This window comes from Aquimarina discodermiae (genome assembly GCF_040786235.1).
Lineage (GTDB): Bacteria > Bacteroidota > Bacteroidia > Flavobacteriales > Flavobacteriaceae > Aquimarina.
This window is the reverse complement of sequence record NZ_JBFMKP010000003.1, coordinates 50,069-68,025: the sequence shown is the minus strand read 5'-3', so window position 1 is coordinate 68,025 and position 17,957 is coordinate 50,069. Positions and strand designations below refer to the sequence as shown.

Genomic DNA, 17,957 nt, shown 5'->3' with positions numbered 1-17,957 from the left:
AATAATCTTAGAAACCTATGTTTGCATTAATACGAAAAGAAATCAACACCTTTTTTTCTTCTATAGCTGGATATCTTGTAGTCGCCATATTTCTTATTCTAAATGGGTTATTTTTATGGGTATTTAAAGGGCAGTATAATATTTTGGATAGTGGTTTTGCAGATTTATCTCCTTTTTTCCAGATAGCTCCATGGGTATTATTATTTCTAATCCCCGCAATAACCATGAGAAGTTTCTCTGAAGAAAAAAAGTATGGTACATTAGAAATATTGCTTACCAAACCCATTCGACCATATCGTCTTGTAATAGGTAAGTATTTGGGATGTTTATCCTTAATAATAATTGCTCTCTTACCTAGTTTCTTATATGTACTTACCATTTATCAATTAAGTAGTCCTATTGGTAGTTTTGATATTGGTAGTACCATTGGATCATATATCGCCCTATTATTACTCGCTGCATCTTATACCGCGATTGGTATATTTTCATCATCCATCACAACCAACCAGATCATTGCATTTTTGATCACTATTTCTATTTGCTTTACTATTTACTTTGGTTTTGCCCTATTGGATAAAATGAATTGGATGGGTATGCAAATACACTATGAACGAATAAGTATGGGTGTACTGGATACAAGAGATAGTATGTATTTTGTTTCTGTGCTATTATTTTTTCTAGCACTTGCGACTTTTTCGCTAACAAAAGGAGCTTTAAAAAATAAAATTAAGCCAATAATTATATCATTATTAGGGGTTATTGTTTTAAATCTAGCAGCGAATTCCTTTTATAATCGTTTTGATCTAACACAAGATAAGCGTTTTACCTTATCTGATGCTACAAAAAACCTTATTTATAGTGCAGCAGCACCTGTCGTTATTGATGTACTTTTAGAAGGAGACTTCCCCTCAGAATTTAAGCGATTACAATCTGAAACCAAACAATTATTAGAAGAGTTTAACACCCTTAACCCAAATTTACAATATGTATTCACCAATCCTTTGGAGGAGGAAGAAATTCGTGCTCAAACCATCGGTGAATTACAAAAATTTGGATTAACACCAATGGAAGTTAGTGTAAAAGAAAGCGGAAAAACAAAAATAGAAACAGTGGTTCCCTGGGCAATTTTAAGTTATCAGAACAGGAGTATTAAAATACCACTTGTCAAAAATACGATTGGTGCCACCACAGAAGAACGTGTTAACAGCTCTATTCAACAATTAGAATATGCTTTTGCAGATGGACTAACCAAACTTCTAAATCCAAAAAAACACAAAATTGCAGTCCTTAAAGGGAATGGACAATTACCAGATGCAAATATCGCAGACTTTATTAAAACGTTACAAGACTATTATTTTGTAGGAGCGTTTACACTGGATTCTGTAGCAGACAACCCTTCTAAAACATTAAAATATTTACAAAAGTTTGATCTGGTGATCAATGCTAAACCTACAGTCCCATTTTCTGAAAAAGAAAAATATGTACTGGATCAGTTTATTATGGATGGAGGAAAATCTCTTTGGTTACTGGAATCTGTAACTATGGAAATTGATAGCCTCATGAACCCAGAAGGGTCCGGCGTTGCTGTGATGCAGGATTTACGACTTGGAGACGCTTTATTCTCGTATGGTGTACGAATAAATCCGGTATTGGTAAACGACTTGTATTCTGCTCCATTAGTTTTGGCTTCTGGACAAGGAAATGAAACTCAATTCACCCCATATCCATGGTTTTATGGATCTCTAACCAAAAGCACAAGCGACCACCCTATCGTAAAGAACATAGAAGCCGTAAAATTCGAATTTTCTAATCAAATAGATACCTTAAAAAATAGTGCACAAAAAACTGTATTGCTTACCAGCTCTGATAAGTCAAAAACCGAAGGAGTCCCTAAAGAAATACGATTAGAATCTATCATAAGAAAAAAGCCTGACATGACCGGTTATACAGAAGGAGCTCAAAACCTTGCTGTTTTGCTAGAAGGTAATTTTAAATCTACCTATAAAAATCGTATTAAACCTTATCAGGAAAAAAAACATAAAGATACCAGCGATCCAACAAAAATGATCGTTATTGCAGATGGTGATATTATTAAGAATCAAACTCAAAAAGGACAACCTATAGAATTAGGATTTGACCCCACCATGAATCTTAAATATGGTAATAAAGAGTTTTTATTGAATTCTGTAAATTATTTGCTGGATGATTCTGGTTTAATAGATATTAGAGGTAAAGAGATTAATATTTCGTTTTTAAACATAAAAAAAGTAATTGATACTAAAACAAAATGGCAAGCAATTAATCTTGTTTTACCATTAATGATTCTTTTAGTTTTTGGGCTTATATTTTCTTTTTTAAGAAAAAGAAAGTACGTTACAAAGATGTAATACATCTTATGAAGTATAAGAACCATTGTTTTTGCTTATTTTAGTTTAGGTAAAAAAACAATATACAAATGTTGAGAAATAAGACTTTAGCCAATCGATTAAGAGAGGTCTTTCTTAATGGAAAATGGATTGCTAATACCAATTACAAATTACAAATCGAAGATTTAACTTGGAAACAATCTATTCAACAAATTCAAGACCTAAATACTATAGCTGTTCTCATTTATCATGTTAATTATTATTTGGCTGGTATTTTGAACGTGTTTAATGGCGGAAAACTAGAAATCAGAGATAAATATAGCTTTGATTTACCACCCATTACATCTGAAGCCGATTGGAAAAACTTGGTAGCAGAATTTTTACTTAATAGTGAAAAATTTGCTAACCATATAGAAAATATGGAGGATAGCCAGCTAGACGCCCCTTTCGTAGATGAAAAATACGGGACATACCAAAAAAATATTGAAGGAGTCATTGAACATAGTTATTATCATCTTGGCCAAATTTCGCTGATCAAAAAGATGGTTTTAGAAAAAGAAAGTGCGTAAAACACTCTCTTCAAGGGCTATTTGTTGGTTTTTATTTGCTTTAGAAATTAAAGTACAATCTATTTTAAATTTCTATTCTTTATATTTGGTATAGAAAACCCCCAAACCTAAAACCCGAATTTTATCGATCCTACTACCCAAAATATAGTAATTAAGACAGAAGATTTATCTATTGGTTATCGCTCTAAAAAAGAAATGAATGTTATTGCTACAGACATTAATCTTAAACTAAGAGAAGGAGAATTGATAGGACTTGTAGGTGCTAACGGTATAGGTAAATCCACTTTATTAAGGACGTTATCGCGCGTTCAGCCCGCTTTACATGGTAAGGTATTACTTTCTGACAAAGAGTTAACTACTTACAAACCTATAGAACTGGCATCTCAATTAAGCATTGTATTAACAGAGAAGATAGCTTCAAAAAACCTTACAGTACAGGAACTGGTAGCGCTCGGCAGACAACCATATACAAATTGGGTGGGTAAAATGACCGATGAGGATTTAGAACAAACAAAAAAAGCGATAGAAGTTACACATATTACAGATTTAATCGCCAAAAGATGTTTCGAATTAAGTGATGGGCAATTACAAAAGGTACTTATTGCACGAGCAATAGCACAAGACACTCCTTTTATAATGCTTGATGAACCTACTACTCATTTGGATGTGTATCACAAAGCATATATCTTAAAACTTCTTAAGCGACTGTCATTCGAAACCAAAAAAACAATTCTTTTCTCTACACACGAAATTGATTTTGCTATTCAACTTTGTGATAAAATGATTGTATTGAATAAAAACGGTTTCGAATTTGGGAGGCCCAAAGAACTAGTACAATGTAGAGCCTTTTCTTCTCTTTTTCCTGAAGATCTTATTCTTTTTGACACTAAATCTAGTCGATACAAAGTAAGAAATTAAGGCTGTTTGTTATTACAGAAACCCAATTTCATTTTTTTCTACACCTACATTTTTAGTTTATCTAATGTCACTTTTTTGTCTTGCTGATATAGTTTAATAAACTTCACTTTTTTAGTTTGATTTGCGGCTCCAAAATTGTAGTAAACCGTATATTTCAAAAATGAAGGGTTCTTAAGGTCGTTTTCTCCTAAAGATTGTAAATTAACAATCCACTCTTCTGATGCTTTCGGAATCTCGAACTCTTTAGAAAAAACACCTAGCTTAACTTCATTTAGCAACAATTCGTTATTATCCTCATAGGCATGTTTCCACTTAAAATATTTTTTTTCTGGATTAACGAACTGAAGTTCGAATTGAGCCTGAGCATCACTCCAGTCAAAAACAATCCTAAGCGGTGTAGTTTTGACAGCTAGCAATTCTTGAGGAATTTCTGCTACATCAATATAAGATCTATATAAATTTAATACTTCCTGGATCTCAGCATATATTTGACTAAAAGCCGATGTATCGCGTATTTCTTCTGCTTTTTTAAGAAGTATTTGTTTATACATTTCAAATGCTTCTTTATACTTACCGTTTTCTTTATACAGACGAGCAACATCCATAGAGGATTGTACATAGTTGGGTTTTAAAGTCAAAATACGCCTATACAACTCTAATGCTTTTTCTTTATCTCCTTCTTCTTCTAATTTAAAAGCCAAACCTCGCAATCCATTATGATTATAATTTGCTACTTCTGCTATGTTAGAAACTATTTGAGATGCTAATTTTTTATCCCATTTCTTAAAATACTCTGAACTATAGAGGTAAAAAGGAATTTCTAATGAATGAAGTTTTCTTAACTCCATATAAGTATTCATTGCATTTTGCTGAGAGGTACTCTTATCTAATTTTGACAAATATTCTGGCCTTCCCTTATCTGTGTTTATTAACTGTAGGTTTTCGTTATAATCATTCCCGGTTACTAATGCGGTATTTACTCTTTTTTCTGAACTTTCTGATTTACCATGAATGGTAGAAATAACAATAACTCCTCCACTACCATCAGATCCATATAATGAAGAAGTACCAGCCAGAGAAGAAATCAGAGAAATATTCTCAATATCATTAATGTTTAAATAATCCGGGATACGACCTGCCTGAATACCATCTACTACAAATAACACAGGAGGAGCACTAGTTATTGCAGAAAAAAGTTTACTACGTATAAAAAATATTCCGTTCTTGTTTGTCAAGCTGGGGAATCTCGCTTCGATCAATTCTTCCAAAGTTTCATAAGCATTATTAAACTCTTCTTTACTTATGGTTTGTGCTCCATACCCAATACTTTCCTTTTTTTTATTTTGCACCCCATCATAGATTGTTTTTTCCTTTGTTTTCTCTTTATCTTTTATACTTACCTCATCTAATACCTCAAACTCTGGAACCAGATCTATCTTTAGCGTTTCTTTATTAACTATTCTTCTTTCTTGAGGTAACATCCCAAAAAAATCAAAAACCAAGACCTCATCTTGTTTAACTTTAATAGAAAAATTTCCATTAGCATCACTAGATATTTGCCTAAAAGTACCTTTTACACTAATCATACATCCTTGTATTGGCTTATTTGCAGAAGTTACATTTCCTTCAATTGTTATATATCCATCCTCTTTTGACAGAATTATTTGATCCTCTACGCCTTCTTTAGTCATAAACTGCAATGCTTTATCCATCGGTGTTTGCGATAATGGTATATATTTTCCATTTGTAAAAAAACTTTCCATTCGCAATCTACTATGACTACCTTCTTTTTTACTATTAATATAAAACACGGGAGTGTCATAAAAAAGTGTATGTTCTCCATAATTATCTTTTCCCTCGGTAAACACCATATATAGATCAGGATGCTGTGTTTTATCGTAAAGCATCGAGAAATTAGTTGCGCCATCATAGGTGTTTTGACTTAAATATGTTTCTAACGCTTTCATATTGCCATCAACAATATCAAATACTTTGGTGGACTTAATAGTATCTGAAAAACAGATCAATTCGATTTTTACATTCTTAATTTTTGAAAAATATTTTTTTAAAAACTGAAGTTCTTTTTGAAGATCACGCTCTTGCATCGATAAAGATACATCCCAATACATGGTTATATTTTGAGGAATTGCTCTGTCTTTAAGTTCTTTTGCGTCATCGGGATATTGTCCTTCTAGAACAAATCCCATAGTCATGTCTTTGAGCTTTCTCCAGGCTCCCTGACTAACATCTTTTACAAAAACTTCGCCTGCTCCTTTGGTTCCGCTTATCGAAAATTTTAAATCAAAACCATATACTTCGAGCATTTCTATACTTACAATCACGTCTTCATTAACAACAATATTATGCGATGATAAATCAATATGCTGTAGGCCTATTCCTTTTTTTATTAAGTGGCGAACCTCCTCTTTTAATAAGTTTTTTCCAGGTTTACCATTTATTGAGGAGTATAAATTTACCCGAAGAAGTATACCACTAGAGGTGTTTTCTAGTACATCAAACTCTAAAGAATTAAGTTTGGTTTGCTTTTTATTAATTTTAATTAAGGTACCAATTTCTGCCCCCAGAGTATTCATATCCTCCCAGCTTTTTACCGAAGATTCGTCTCCTATAAAACCGAAAACACTTGTTTTGGGATTAGAAATATCTGTTATACTGTTTTTTGATATAGTTGTATCAGGCTCAAGATATATTCTATTAGATTTTTCGAATTGGGTAAACAATTGATCCATCGTTAACTCTATAGACTTATACCCAATTCTGGACATTCTCATTTTTGGATTGGCACCAAGTTTTTCTTCATCAAATTCAAGCTTAAAAAAACCTTGTTTATTACTTATGGTTCCAATTCCTTCATCAAGAAACCCTACTTGAACATAAGAAATAGGATTTCTTGTTACGTTATCCATTGTATACGCATTAAGAACAAGCGTGTTTTGTGAAAAACCATAAAGGCTCAAAAAAAATATTAATAAGAATGCTTTGTGTGCTTTCATATATTTTTAACTTATAATTAGTAACATTTAATAACTATATTGAGGTAAAATATATCTCTGTATTGACTTTCATTAGTCAAATAAATACTCTAAACTTAACAAACTACTTTTAATTTTTGGTTGTTATCCCAGAAAAATAACACTCAATTTTGTTCAAAACTATTAGATATTCTTGTTTATTGTTTTGATTGCTTATTTTTACCTTTGAGCAAACTAAAAATATACATGTCTGCATACACACCGATCATCCTTGCCGTTGGAGTAATTATTATATCAGTCCTAGTTGGTTTTTTTATAGGAAAATATGTTGCTTTGTTAAAAATTAAAAGCGAAAAAAGTGCTCTTAATGAACGAACGAATCAATTGCAACATCAATTTGATGAATTTAAAATCACTTCAGAAAAGCAGTTATTAACGTATAAGGAAACCGTAGAAAAACAATATACTGATCTCAAGAACACCTCTGAAAAACAATATACTGAACTTATCAAAGAGCGAGAAGAAATTCGTAGAGAAAAAGATTTTCTGAATACCGAACTTACACGTCGAAATACAGAATATGAAAGCCTACAGATTAAAACCAAAGAGCAAAAAGATGAAATAGAAAAGTTGCAGGAAAAATTTACCAAAGAATTTGAAAATCTTGCTAATAAAATCCTTCATTCTACATCCAATAAATTTACAGAGCAGAATAAAGAAAATATTAAAAATATTTTAAGCCCGCTACAAGAAAAAATCAACACTTTCGAAAAAAAGGTAGAGCAAACTCATAAAGAAAGTATTGATTATCATGCTGCATTGCGACAGCAAATAATAGGCCTTAAAGACCTTAATGAACAAATGAGTAAAGAGGCTACAAACCTTACCCGAGCGCTTAAAGGTGATAACAAAATGCAAGGAAACTGGGGAGAATTGGTTTTAGAACGTGTACTCGAAAAATCTGGTCTAGAAAAAGATCGTGAATATTTTGTTCAACAGAGCTTTGCTAAAGAAGATGGGCAACGTGCAATGCCAGATGTGGTCATATATTTACCCGATAATAAAAAAATGATCATCGACTCTAAAGTTACGCTTACTGCATATGAACGATATATTAATGAAGAGGATGATATGTTACAAGCAGCTAGTCTTAAAGAGCATATTACTTCTCTGAAACGACATGTAGATCAGCTTTCAGAAAAAAACTATCAAGACTTATATGATATCGAATCTCCTGACTTTATCTTAATGTTTGTTCCTATAGAACCTGCTTTTGCAATCGCTATAAACCAAGATAACAAACTATACAACCAAGCTTTTGAAAAAAACATTGTCATTGTTACTCCTTCTACCCTATTAGCAACACTACGTACTATCGATACTATGTGGAATAACGAGAAGCAACAACGTAACGCGATAGAAATTGCACGACAGGCAGGAGCACTTTATGATAAGTTTGAAGGATTGGTAAAAGATCTTACCGGGGTGGGTAAAAAAATGGATGATGCTAAAAAAGATTACTCTGCCGCTATGAACAAACTAGTAGAAGGCAGAGGAAATTTAATTACTAGTGTAGAGAAACTTAAAAAAATGGGAGCTAAAGCAAAAAAAACATTGCCAGAAGCAATTATTAAAAGAGCCTCAGAAGAAAATGAATCCTAAATAAAGAAATAATGAATCCAACTATTTTTGAAATTTTATATCAAATATTGTTAGGCTTTGCTATATCCATAGGAGAGGTTTTTGTTTTGATCATTTGTATTTATTATCTGTTTAAAACGGGAATTAAAACAGATAGTGTTTTATTATTACTGGGTAGCATTTTTATAATTATGAATGTTATTCTCACACATATAGGAATTCTTTATTCTCAAATATGGGGAATGGACTCTTATCTATTATACACCTATTTTACAAGAGGTATTTATTTTTTAGGTAGTATCCTCTTTGTTATCGGTTTTTTCTATTTGATTAGAAAAGTCATCAAAAGAATAGATAATTAAATCAAAAAAACACTCTAAAACTTTTTTTTATGAATAAATTAATACACCAGGTAAATCGTAGAAAGTTTATCCAAAAAATATCATTGAGTACAGTAGGAGTAGGTTTGGGATATTGCGGACTGGCAAATACAAGTTCTACCCTATCTACCATACCAACTATCTCTAAAACATCTTTGCTAAAAGATGTCAGAAGCGAATTTATGCTTCAACCCGGTTTACAGTATTTTAATACCGGTAGTCTTGGTCCTTCTCCCAAAAAAGTGCTAAACAAGGTCTGGGAAACCATGCAAACTCTAGAACTAGACCCTGTTGGTAATAATTGGGGTCCCATTGGTAGACAAGCAAACGAAGTTAGAGAACAACTGGCCAATTATATCAATGCAGATACCGAAGAAATCATTCTTACTCGCAATACTACCGAAGGAATGAATATGATCGCAGCCGGTTTATCATTACAAGAAGGTGATGAAGTCATTACTTCTACAGATGAGCATTATGGTGGTCAAGCCGGATGGGAGTTTTTAGAAAAGTATAAAGGCATCAAAATTCGACGGGTTAATTTTCCTAAAGAAAATATCACCACCGATCAAGTCATAAGCCTTATTGAAAAGCAGATAACTCCACAAACAAAGGTATGTAGTTTAATGGATGTTTCTACAATTACTGGTATGAGAATGCCTTTTTCTGAATTGGCTAAAATCACCAAACCAAAAGGAATCTTATTAGTTTGTGATGGAGCTCAATCGGCAGGAATGTTGAGTGTTGATGTTAAAGCGCTAGGAGTAGATGCCTTTGCCACTAGTGGTCACAAATGGATGTTGGGTCCAAAAGAAACGGGTTTTTTATATCTTAATAAAGCCATACAAGATCAAATCAAAGTGATACAACTAGAAAGCGGGTTTAAAGCCTATAATCACAATACAGGAACCAGAAATGTTGCGAATATACTTGGACTAGGTGAGGCAATTAAAACCCAAGAATCGTGGGGTGGTATTGCTGCAATACAACAACATAACATATCACTTGCAAATCATTTAAGAGCATCTCTAAAAACAATCAAAGGGGTACAACTTATCTCTCCCGAAGAAAATACATTGCAATCTGGCCTCATTGCGGTACATGTAAAACATCAAGAGGCAAAAGAGATTTATAACGGATTAAAACAAAAAAACATTATTGTTAAAGTACTGGGCAAACGAAACATACTTCGGTTTTCTAATCATATTTTCAATACACAAGAAGAAACCGATACACTTGTAAAAGAATTGTCAAAACTAGTTAACAAGTAACCCATTTATCATCTTAATACATTGCGATAAGAGAAGTGAGAGAAATAATAAACCATTCATCAAAAAAACCAGTAGCTTTGTATTGGAAACTTTATTTCTTTTAAATTGAAATAAAATTATAGCATTTAAAGCCTGAATTATGAAAAAAATACTAGCTATACTTATTATTGTTATCATGCTTGCTTTTGCCGGGTGGTATGCTTTCATATACTATGCTTCCTATAGTGAAGGAACACGTAGTGGTGAACTTATTAAGTTTAGCAATAAGGGGGTTATTGTCAAAACCTGGGAAGGTGAAATTAGTCAAGGGATCTCTGGAGCGCAAATATTTAAGTTTTCTGTGGAGGACAATAAGACAGGAATTATCAAAAAATTAGAAAAATTTCAGGGGAGGTATGTAAAATTAAAATATAAAGAACGTTTTGCCAAGGTATCCTGGTTAGGCGACACCAGATATTTTGTTATCGATGTAATTGAAGAATCATCTCCGCATTTTAGGAGCAAATAAACATAATGAATTCAAAAAAGTACAAAAACACTAAAGCATCCAGAGTCACTATTTCTGAATTGATGCTACCTTCTCACTCAAATTTTAGTGGAAAAATTCACGGTGGATATATTCTGTCGTTAATGGATCAAATTGCCTTTGCGTGTGCCTCCAAACATTCTGAAACCTATTGTATAACAGCTAGTGTAGACAAAGTAGATTTTCTAAAACCTATAGAAGTAGGAGAATTGGTAACACTAAAGGCTTCTGTAAACCATGTGGGCAATACCTCTATGGTAGTTGGGGTTCGTGTAGAGTCAGAAAATATACAAACCGGTACCATTAAACATTGTAATTCTAGCTATTTTACAATGGTTGCCAAAAATAATGAAGGAAAGAGTATGTCGGTGCCTGGCCTAATTCTAGAGGATAGAACCGCCATTCGACGATTTGTAAGAAGTATTATTCGCAAAGAAGATTCTCAAATACGCCGTAATCGTTTTAAAGAATCAGAATTCGAATTAGAGTCACATCTCAAATTATTAGAAAAATATAATGTAAAAGTTGATTTGAAATAAGGCAACGTCCAAATATTTAGAAAAATTAAGTCAACTACCTCAGAGTAAACTCACAAGTCATCCAAGAGAGAAGCAATTTTAACATTTCGAGGCAAGCCTCAGAGAAATGAATTACCCCGAGGCAGAGCCTCAAGGAATTCCTTAAATTAAACTCCACAATGCGGATTAAAAGCACTTGTAGTAATTAAAAAGTGGATTCTATCCCCAAATTTATTCTTTTCAAGAACCTTCTAGTTCTAGTATTTTTTAATTAAACAACTAGACTACAAACACTTAATACAGTAAAACAAACCATTCATACACTAAAACATGCTATACATACAATAGCGCTTTACTAGAATAATAGTATTTGTAACTTTCGTAAACTTTTAAAATCTAAAACTATGAATTTTTCAAAAAAACTAGTATCAACTTTCATTCTTCTAGCAAGCCTTTTGTTATTCTTGTCTTGCGAAAAAAATGAAGAATACTTACATCAAGAAGAAACACTTAGTGAAAATACGAGTAATGTTATCGAAGCTAAAGCATCTAGACAATCTTTTTTCTTTTTAGCATTTAATAGCAATAGGGTTTCCTCTATCAGAAATTATATAAAAACTTTAAAAACTTATGCAAAACAGGAAGGGGGAACTGCTCTTTTGGGTACCATAAGTAATGATACAGATAAACAATTACTTCTTGGGCATGAATATTTTAACAATGGCCGTGGAAGAGTAAACCTCTCGGCGAACCTTACTATCGTATATTTGGCAATCAATACTAGTACTTCAAAAAATGATATTCTATGGTTAAATGATGCTAACAATACTAATTTTATGGATATCATAACATCAATGCGTAAAAGTGAAAAAGGTAACACAAAGGTAAAAACAGGTGGAGACCTTTATCCAAATTTTGATTCTTTTGGCGCTTATGAGCTAGAAGATATAAATTCTGACATTAATTTTCTTCCGAACATAAAAGAAACTTATAATGTTAAAGATTATGTAATTCATGTGGATAACTCCATGAATGGAGATAAAACAGACATTTTTGAAACTAAAGTAGTTATTTCAAAAAAATAAGTAAATAACCTATCCGGTTTAAACTTTTTTCAATTTATCATAAAAACGCTCTTTTTTACTCTATTTTCATCTTTTTCTTATTTCATAGCGACACTATGAAGTTTAAAAACATTTCAATTGACCGAAACCATCATTTTTCGTATGATTCTAACACGTTTAATAATGTTATTATTAGTTAACCCTACTTTGTCATCTTAGAGTTTTTATAAAACATCCATCCCAACCCCCAATGGAAGAGGTTTGAAGCCTACCGTAGCAGGTAGATTTAGAGGGATGCAAATTACATTTTCCTTAAAATATATCCTATTTAAATCTATTGACTAAAGATGATAAAGTAAGGTTAACATGAACTATAGATAAATTATTTGAAAATGATAAAAAGTTATTAAATTGATTTTTTATAAAATCATCCCTGAGGTATCATCATAATCATATCTCAGGGTATATGACTATACTTCCGGTATGCAGCTTTTATAAAACTATTGATATATTTTTTGTGTTTTATAAAATCCAAAAATATGGAGAATACGCACTATTGTAATTTTCTTAATTGACCTATCACTTTGGCAGGAACTCCCGCTACCGCGGTATCGGCTTGAACATCTTTGGTGACAATACTACCTGCTGCAATAATCTGTTTTTTTATTTCCTCATTTTCATCCAACACCGCAATAATCAATGCTTTTATTTTTGATTGAGGTATGTGATCTGTTTTCAATTTACCACTGATCACAACTGCTATAGCGGTTCAAAAATGATTGTTATCATGAATTACCTGTTCAATTATCGAAGTGAGAAAAGGTTCTTTTTGGGTAAAGTTTTTCGCCTCTTCTAATATCTTGCTCCAAATCCACTCCATGTACTAAAGCTTAAATAGTGAAAAAAAACTTATTAGTTTTGTTTCAATAAAAACAGTAAATGAACTGGTTTAAACTTTTTTCAATTCGTTATAAAAACGTCCTTTTTCACTCAATTTTCATCTTTTTCTTACTTCGTAGCGCCACTATGAAGTGCAAAAAACATTTCAATTGACCGAAAAATCATCATTTTACGCATGAATCAAAAAAGTTCAAACCAGTTCAATGCAAACAAAAAGGTCAGACGATTCTTTTGACTTCATATTAAGATATATCGATTAAATTTCTTCTTCGTCTTAATGCTACTCCAACCCCTCGTACCCTTTGATTCATCTATAATAGCCATAGATTCCTTTTTACTTAATAACTTTAATTCTTGACTTTTTCATTGGTTTCATGCTAAAAATTATCGAAATCAAAAGGCATTAATTTCTGTAAAAAAGAGCATTAGAAAATTTCGAATAGGGGGTGAATATATACACTCATACATATTACACGCGCTATATACCACTATTAATCAATATTTTTAAACTTAATATATGCTTAATAAAAGTATAAATCGAATTGAAGGTTTTGAGATATTCTTGACCATATTTATCTTTTATAAAAACTATTGATCTATGTTTTTATATTTTTTATCAAGTCAAAAAACATTAGTTTTTACCATCTGGATTTAAAAATTCATCTGCAAAATGTTTTCTCTCTTTGGTTTGAGAAAATTTCTCTTTGTTATAGTTATCCGAATTTCCTTTGGGAATAGATAATGAATTCCAACCAATATTAGATAGCATTTTTCCTAAAAAAACAATCTGCCCTACATGATATGAATAATGGGCTAATTGCCTATTGATGGCTTCGGTTACGGTATGTCCTTGATTTCTAATATAAATTATACGTTCAAGGTCTGATACAGTAAGTTGATCAATAGCATTAAACAAACAACTCCATCCTTCATTCCATTTTTCGAGTAATTCTTGACGATCTTGAATATCATTTTCAAACTCTGCATCTCTATTTCTCCATTCTTTCTCTCCATCAGAGGTTAAAAAATCGGTCCATCGAGAAAGCATATTTCCCCACAGGTGCTTTACCAATATTCCTATACTATTACTATCATCATTATAGATAAAAAAAAGCTGATCATCTGTTACTTGACTAAAGGTTTTATCTCCTAGTGATTTATAATACTCAAACTGTTTTTTTATCCCTTCTAGGTAACTATTATTCATGTCTTTTTTTTTGAATATCAACGTATACTCTAAAGCTGTACATCACATCATTTTGATAACAACTTTTCCTTTATGTTTACCTTCTCTAAAGTACTGAATTAATTCTGGAATCTCATCAAAATCATAAACCTAAAAGTGGTAATTGTTTAATTTTATGATACGTTAAGCCTGCTATTAAACATTTTTTAAGTTCATCTTTTGGTAATGGATCATTTAGCTGAAAAACTATAGCTCGATTTCCTTCAAACTCGAAGGTATCTCTATATACTATCCTAAAAGTTTCTACCAATCTGCTAGAACAATTAAAATAGATTGCATATTGATCTGGCTTCTTTTTTTTCCAATCTATACGTATGGTGCTACCTTTTTTTGCTAGATAACTGGGTTCGCCCCATTTTAAGGTTTCTTCTAAAGAAGTTATTCCATCAATAGCACTTGCAGTGTCTACAATTAAGTTTCGAAGATGGGTCATTTTATCACGAACATGATCGGGATAATTATCAAAAACCGGTGCCACATCAGGGCTTATTTTTACTTTTAAATCACTCATTTATATCACAATAAATAACTAACAACGAAGAATATTTGCCATATTCCTATCTCTAAAGATAGGTGAAATTTTATGAATCTCTTATCTAATTAGAATCAAACACAATTAGGAGATAGAAAAGGGTTCAAAAAATAAATCCCGCAATTTGCGGGATTTATACTTATTTACTTAAGTACATTTTTCGTCTCGAATAGAGATCATAAAACTGATCATCTTTAAGATCATCTATAAACAAAATGCTCTCTCCTGTACTCTTCATTTCTGGTCCTAACTTTTTATTTACGCTAGGGAATTTATTAAACGAGAATACTGGTTGTTTTATAGCATATCCTTCTAAGTGTGGTTTGAAATCAAAATCTGTAACTTTTTTCTCTCCCAACATTACTTTGGTTGCAAAATTTACATAAGGTTCTCCGTATGCTTTAGCAATAAAAGGAACGGTTCTTGACGCTCTCGGATTGGCTTCTATAATATATACTTTATCGTCTTTGATCGCAAACTGTATATTGATAAGACCCACCGTATTTAATGCTAATGCTATTTTATGTGTATGGTCCTTAATTTGTTGCATTACAAATTCTCCCAGGTTAAATGGTGGTAAAGTAGAATTAGAATCTCCAGAGTGAATTCCGCAAGGCTCTATATGCTCCATAATACCAATAATGTATACGTTCTCTCCGTCACATATTGCATCGGCCTCTGCTTCGATAGCACCATCCAGATAGTGATCTAATAGTAACTTATTATTAGGGATTTTACGAAGTAAATCAACAACATGCTCTTCCAGCTCCTTTTTGTTGATTACAATTTTCATTCCCTGCCCTCCTAAAACGTATGAAGGTCTTACCAAAATTGGGAAATCCAATTTATCTGCTACTCTTAATGCTTCGTCTGCTGTTTCAGCCGTATCAAACTCTGGGTAAGGAATATTATTTTCTTGTAGAAGAGTAGAGAAACTACCTCTATCTTCTGCCAAATCCAGTGATTGATAACTGGTTCCAATAATTTTGATCCCGTAACGGTCTAGTTTTTCTGCTAGTTTTAAGGCAGTTTGACCTCCTAATTGTACGATAACACCTTCTGGTTTTTCGTGTCTGATAATATCATAAATATGCTCCCAGAAAACTGGTTCGAAATATAATTTATCTGCTACATCAAAATCTGTAGAAACTGTTTCTGGGTTACAGTTGATCATCACCGTTTCATAACCGCATTCTGAAGAAGCTAATACTCCATGCACACAACAGTAATCAAACTCAATCCCCTGACCAATTCTATTAGGTCCAGAACCTAAAACAACAATTTTCTTTTTATCAGAAACCTCACTTTCATTAGAGATATAAACCTCTCCTTCTGGTGTTTCTACTTCGGCTTCAAAAGTAGAGTAATAGTATGGTGTTTGTGCTTTAAATTCTGCTGCACAAGTATCTACCAATTTATACACTCTTTTTATACCTAATTCTTCTCTCTTCTTATATACTTCGCTTTCATAACACTCTACCATATGTGCTATCTGTCTGTCTGCAAAACCTTTTTGTTTGGCTTCCAGAATCAAATCCTTGGTAAGTGATTGTATAGAATAGGTAGAAATTTCTTTTTCTAATTTATATAGTTCTTCATATTGTTTTAAGAACCACATATCGATTTTTGTAATTTCATGAATTCTACTTAATGGTATTCCCATTTGTATTGCATCATAAATTACAAATACTCTATCCCAACTTGCATAGGTAAGCTTTTCTATAACCTGATCATAATCTTTATACCCTTTACCATCTGCACCAAGTCCGTTTCGTTTAATCTCTAACGATTGCGTGGCTTTATGTAACGCTTCTTGGAAAGATCTACCAATTGCCATAACTTCACCAACAGACTTCATCTGTAATCCTAATCTACGATCAGAACCTTCGAACTTATCAAAATTCCATCTTGGTATTTTTACAATTACATAATCTAATGTTGGCTCGAATAAAGCTGATGTCGACTTGGTAATTTGATTATCTAACTCATCAAGATTATAACCTATAGCTAACTTTGCAGCAATTTTGGCAATCGGATATCCTGTTGCTTTTGATGCCAACGCAGAAGAACGAGAAACCCTTGGGTTAATCTCGATAGCTATAATATCTTCATTTTCATCAGGACTCACTGCAAACTGTACATTACATCCTCCTGCAAAATCCCCTATACTGCGCATCATATGGATTGCCATATCGCGCATACGCTGAAATGTTTTATCACTTAACGTCATTGCGGGTGCTACGGTGATAGAATCTCCTGTATGAATTCCCATTGGATCCATGTTTTCTATCGTACAGATGATAACAACATTATCATTATTATCACGCAATAGCTCTAATTCGTATTCTTTCCAACCGATAAGAGCTTTATCGATCATTACTTCGTGTATAGGTGATACTTCTAATCCACGTGTTAGTAATTCATCAAAATCTTCTTCTTTATATACAAAAGAAGCTCCTGCTCCTCCTAATGTGTAGGAAGCTCGAATTACCAATGGAAAACCAAATTCCTGTGCAATTTCTTTTCCTTTCAAATAAGAATTTGCTGTTGCTTGTGGAGCCATCGGTATTCCGATTTTGAGCATCAGTTCTCTAAACTGCTCTCTATCTTCTGTGATATTGATAGCATCAATATCAACACCAATAATTTCGACATCAAAATCTTCCCAGATACCTTTTTCGTCTGCTTCTATACACAAATTCAAAGCTGTTTGCCCACCCATAGTTGGTAAAACTGCATCAATCTCTGGATGTGCTTTTAAAATTTCAATTATTGACTTTGTGTTAAGCGGCTTAAGATAAACATGATCGGCCATAGAAGGATCGGTCATGATGGTAGCTGGATTCGAATTAATAAGAATCGTTTTAATACCATCTTCTCTCAAGGAACGTAATGCTTGTGTTCCTGAATAATCAAATTCGCATGCTTGACCAATGATAATCGGCCCAGACCCAATAAGAAGTATACTCTTTAGTTTTTCGTTTTTAGGCATGTAATTACAGTTACTTTTGTACTAAAAATATGCGTTTATCA

Annotated in this window: 15 protein-coding genes; 9 read left to right on the top strand and 6 right to left on the bottom strand. The window is 32.5% G+C overall.

What is annotated here, in order from left to right:
- Nucleotides 1-17: 17 nt before the first annotated feature.
- From gldG to ABW636_RS02320, 3 genes are all read left to right on the top strand, one after another.
- Nucleotides 18-2,387, top strand: a complete 2,370-nt coding sequence (gene gldG / locus ABW636_RS02330) for a gliding motility-associated ABC transporter substrate-binding protein GldG (protein ID WP_367588344.1) — start codon at nt 18-20, stop codon at nt 2,385-2,387.
- Nucleotides 2,388-2,455: 68 nt separating this feature from the next.
- Nucleotides 2,456-2,935, top strand: a complete 480-nt coding sequence (locus ABW636_RS02325) for a DinB family protein (protein ID WP_367588343.1) — start codon at nt 2,456-2,458, stop codon at nt 2,933-2,935.
- A gap of 195 nt (nt 2,936-3,130) precedes the next feature.
- A complete protein-coding gene (locus tag ABW636_RS02320) occupies nt 3,131-3,853 on the top strand; it encodes an ABC transporter ATP-binding protein (RefSeq protein ID WP_367588342.1) in 723 nt (240 codons plus the stop codon).
- A gap of 44 nt (nt 3,854-3,897) precedes the next feature.
- On the opposite strand, the gene ABW636_RS02315 is transcribed toward ABW636_RS02320, so the two are convergent.
- Nucleotides 3,898-6,867, bottom strand: coding sequence for a carboxypeptidase-like regulatory domain-containing protein (locus ABW636_RS02315; protein WP_367588341.1), 2,970 nt, complete (start codon nt 6,865-6,867; stop codon nt 3,898-3,900).
- Nucleotides 6,868-7,092: 225 nt separating this feature from the next.
- Between ABW636_RS02315 and ABW636_RS02310 the strand changes: the two genes are divergently transcribed.
- The 6 genes from ABW636_RS02310 (at nt 7,093) to ABW636_RS02285 (ending at nt 12,267) form a co-directional block, all read left to right on the top strand.
- Nucleotides 7,093-8,508 carry a DNA recombination protein RmuC gene (locus ABW636_RS02310; RefSeq protein WP_367588340.1) on the top strand — a complete coding sequence of 472 codons (1,416 nt, stop codon included), beginning with the start codon at nt 7,093-7,095 and terminating at the stop codon, nt 8,506-8,508.
- 11 nt (nt 8,509-8,519) lie between these two features.
- Entirely contained in the window at nt 8,520-8,849 is a 330-nt protein-coding gene (locus ABW636_RS02305; protein WP_367588339.1) for a hypothetical protein, read from the top strand.
- Nucleotides 8,850-8,878: 29 nt separating this feature from the next.
- Nucleotides 8,879-10,138, top strand: coding sequence for an aminotransferase class V-fold PLP-dependent enzyme (locus tag ABW636_RS02300; RefSeq protein ID WP_367588338.1), 1,260 nt, complete (start codon nt 8,879-8,881; stop codon nt 10,136-10,138).
- Between the two features lie 139 nt (nt 10,139-10,277).
- On the top strand, nt 10,278-10,646 hold the full coding sequence (locus ABW636_RS02295) for a DUF8785 domain-containing protein (protein WP_367588337.1): 369 nt from the start codon (nt 10,278-10,280) through the stop codon (nt 10,644-10,646).
- A gap of 5 nt (nt 10,647-10,651) precedes the next feature.
- Nucleotides 10,652-11,203 carry an acyl-CoA thioesterase gene (locus ABW636_RS02290; RefSeq protein ID WP_367588336.1) on the top strand — a complete coding sequence of 184 codons (552 nt, stop codon included), beginning with the start codon at nt 10,652-10,654 and terminating at the stop codon, nt 11,201-11,203.
- Nucleotides 11,204-11,586: 383 nt separating this feature from the next.
- On the top strand, nt 11,587-12,267 hold the full coding sequence (locus ABW636_RS02285; RefSeq protein ID WP_367588335.1) for a hypothetical protein: 681 nt from the start codon (nt 11,587-11,589) through the stop codon (nt 12,265-12,267).
- 532 nt (nt 12,268-12,799) lie between these two features.
- Here ABW636_RS02285 and ABW636_RS02280 read toward each other — a convergent pair.
- From ABW636_RS02280 to carB, 5 genes are all read right to left on the bottom strand, one after another.
- The gene (locus ABW636_RS02280) at nt 12,800-12,985 is read right to left on the bottom strand and encodes a hypothetical protein (RefSeq protein ID WP_367588334.1); all 186 of its coding nucleotides are present in this window, start codon (nt 12,983-12,985) and stop codon (nt 12,800-12,802) included.
- A gap of 30 nt (nt 12,986-13,015) precedes the next feature.
- Nucleotides 13,016-13,126: a serine acetyltransferase domain-containing protein gene (locus ABW636_RS22550; RefSeq protein ID WP_445012675.1), complete on the bottom strand. Its 111-nt coding sequence runs from the start codon at nt 13,124-13,126 to the stop codon at nt 13,016-13,018.
- A gap of 651 nt (nt 13,127-13,777) precedes the next feature.
- Nucleotides 13,778-14,353, bottom strand: a complete 576-nt coding sequence (locus ABW636_RS02275) for a DUF1572 family protein (protein ID WP_367588333.1) — start codon at nt 14,351-14,353, stop codon at nt 13,778-13,780.
- A gap of 121 nt (nt 14,354-14,474) precedes the next feature.
- Entirely contained in the window at nt 14,475-14,903 is a 429-nt protein-coding gene (locus ABW636_RS02270; protein ID WP_367588332.1) for a DUF1801 domain-containing protein, read from the bottom strand.
- A 160-nt stretch (nt 14,904-15,063) separates the two neighbouring features.
- On the bottom strand, nt 15,064-17,916 hold the full coding sequence (carB, locus tag ABW636_RS02265; RefSeq protein WP_367588331.1) for a carbamoyl-phosphate synthase large subunit: 2,853 nt from the start codon (nt 17,914-17,916) through the stop codon (nt 15,064-15,066).
- Nucleotides 17,917-17,957: the final 41 nt, after the last annotated feature.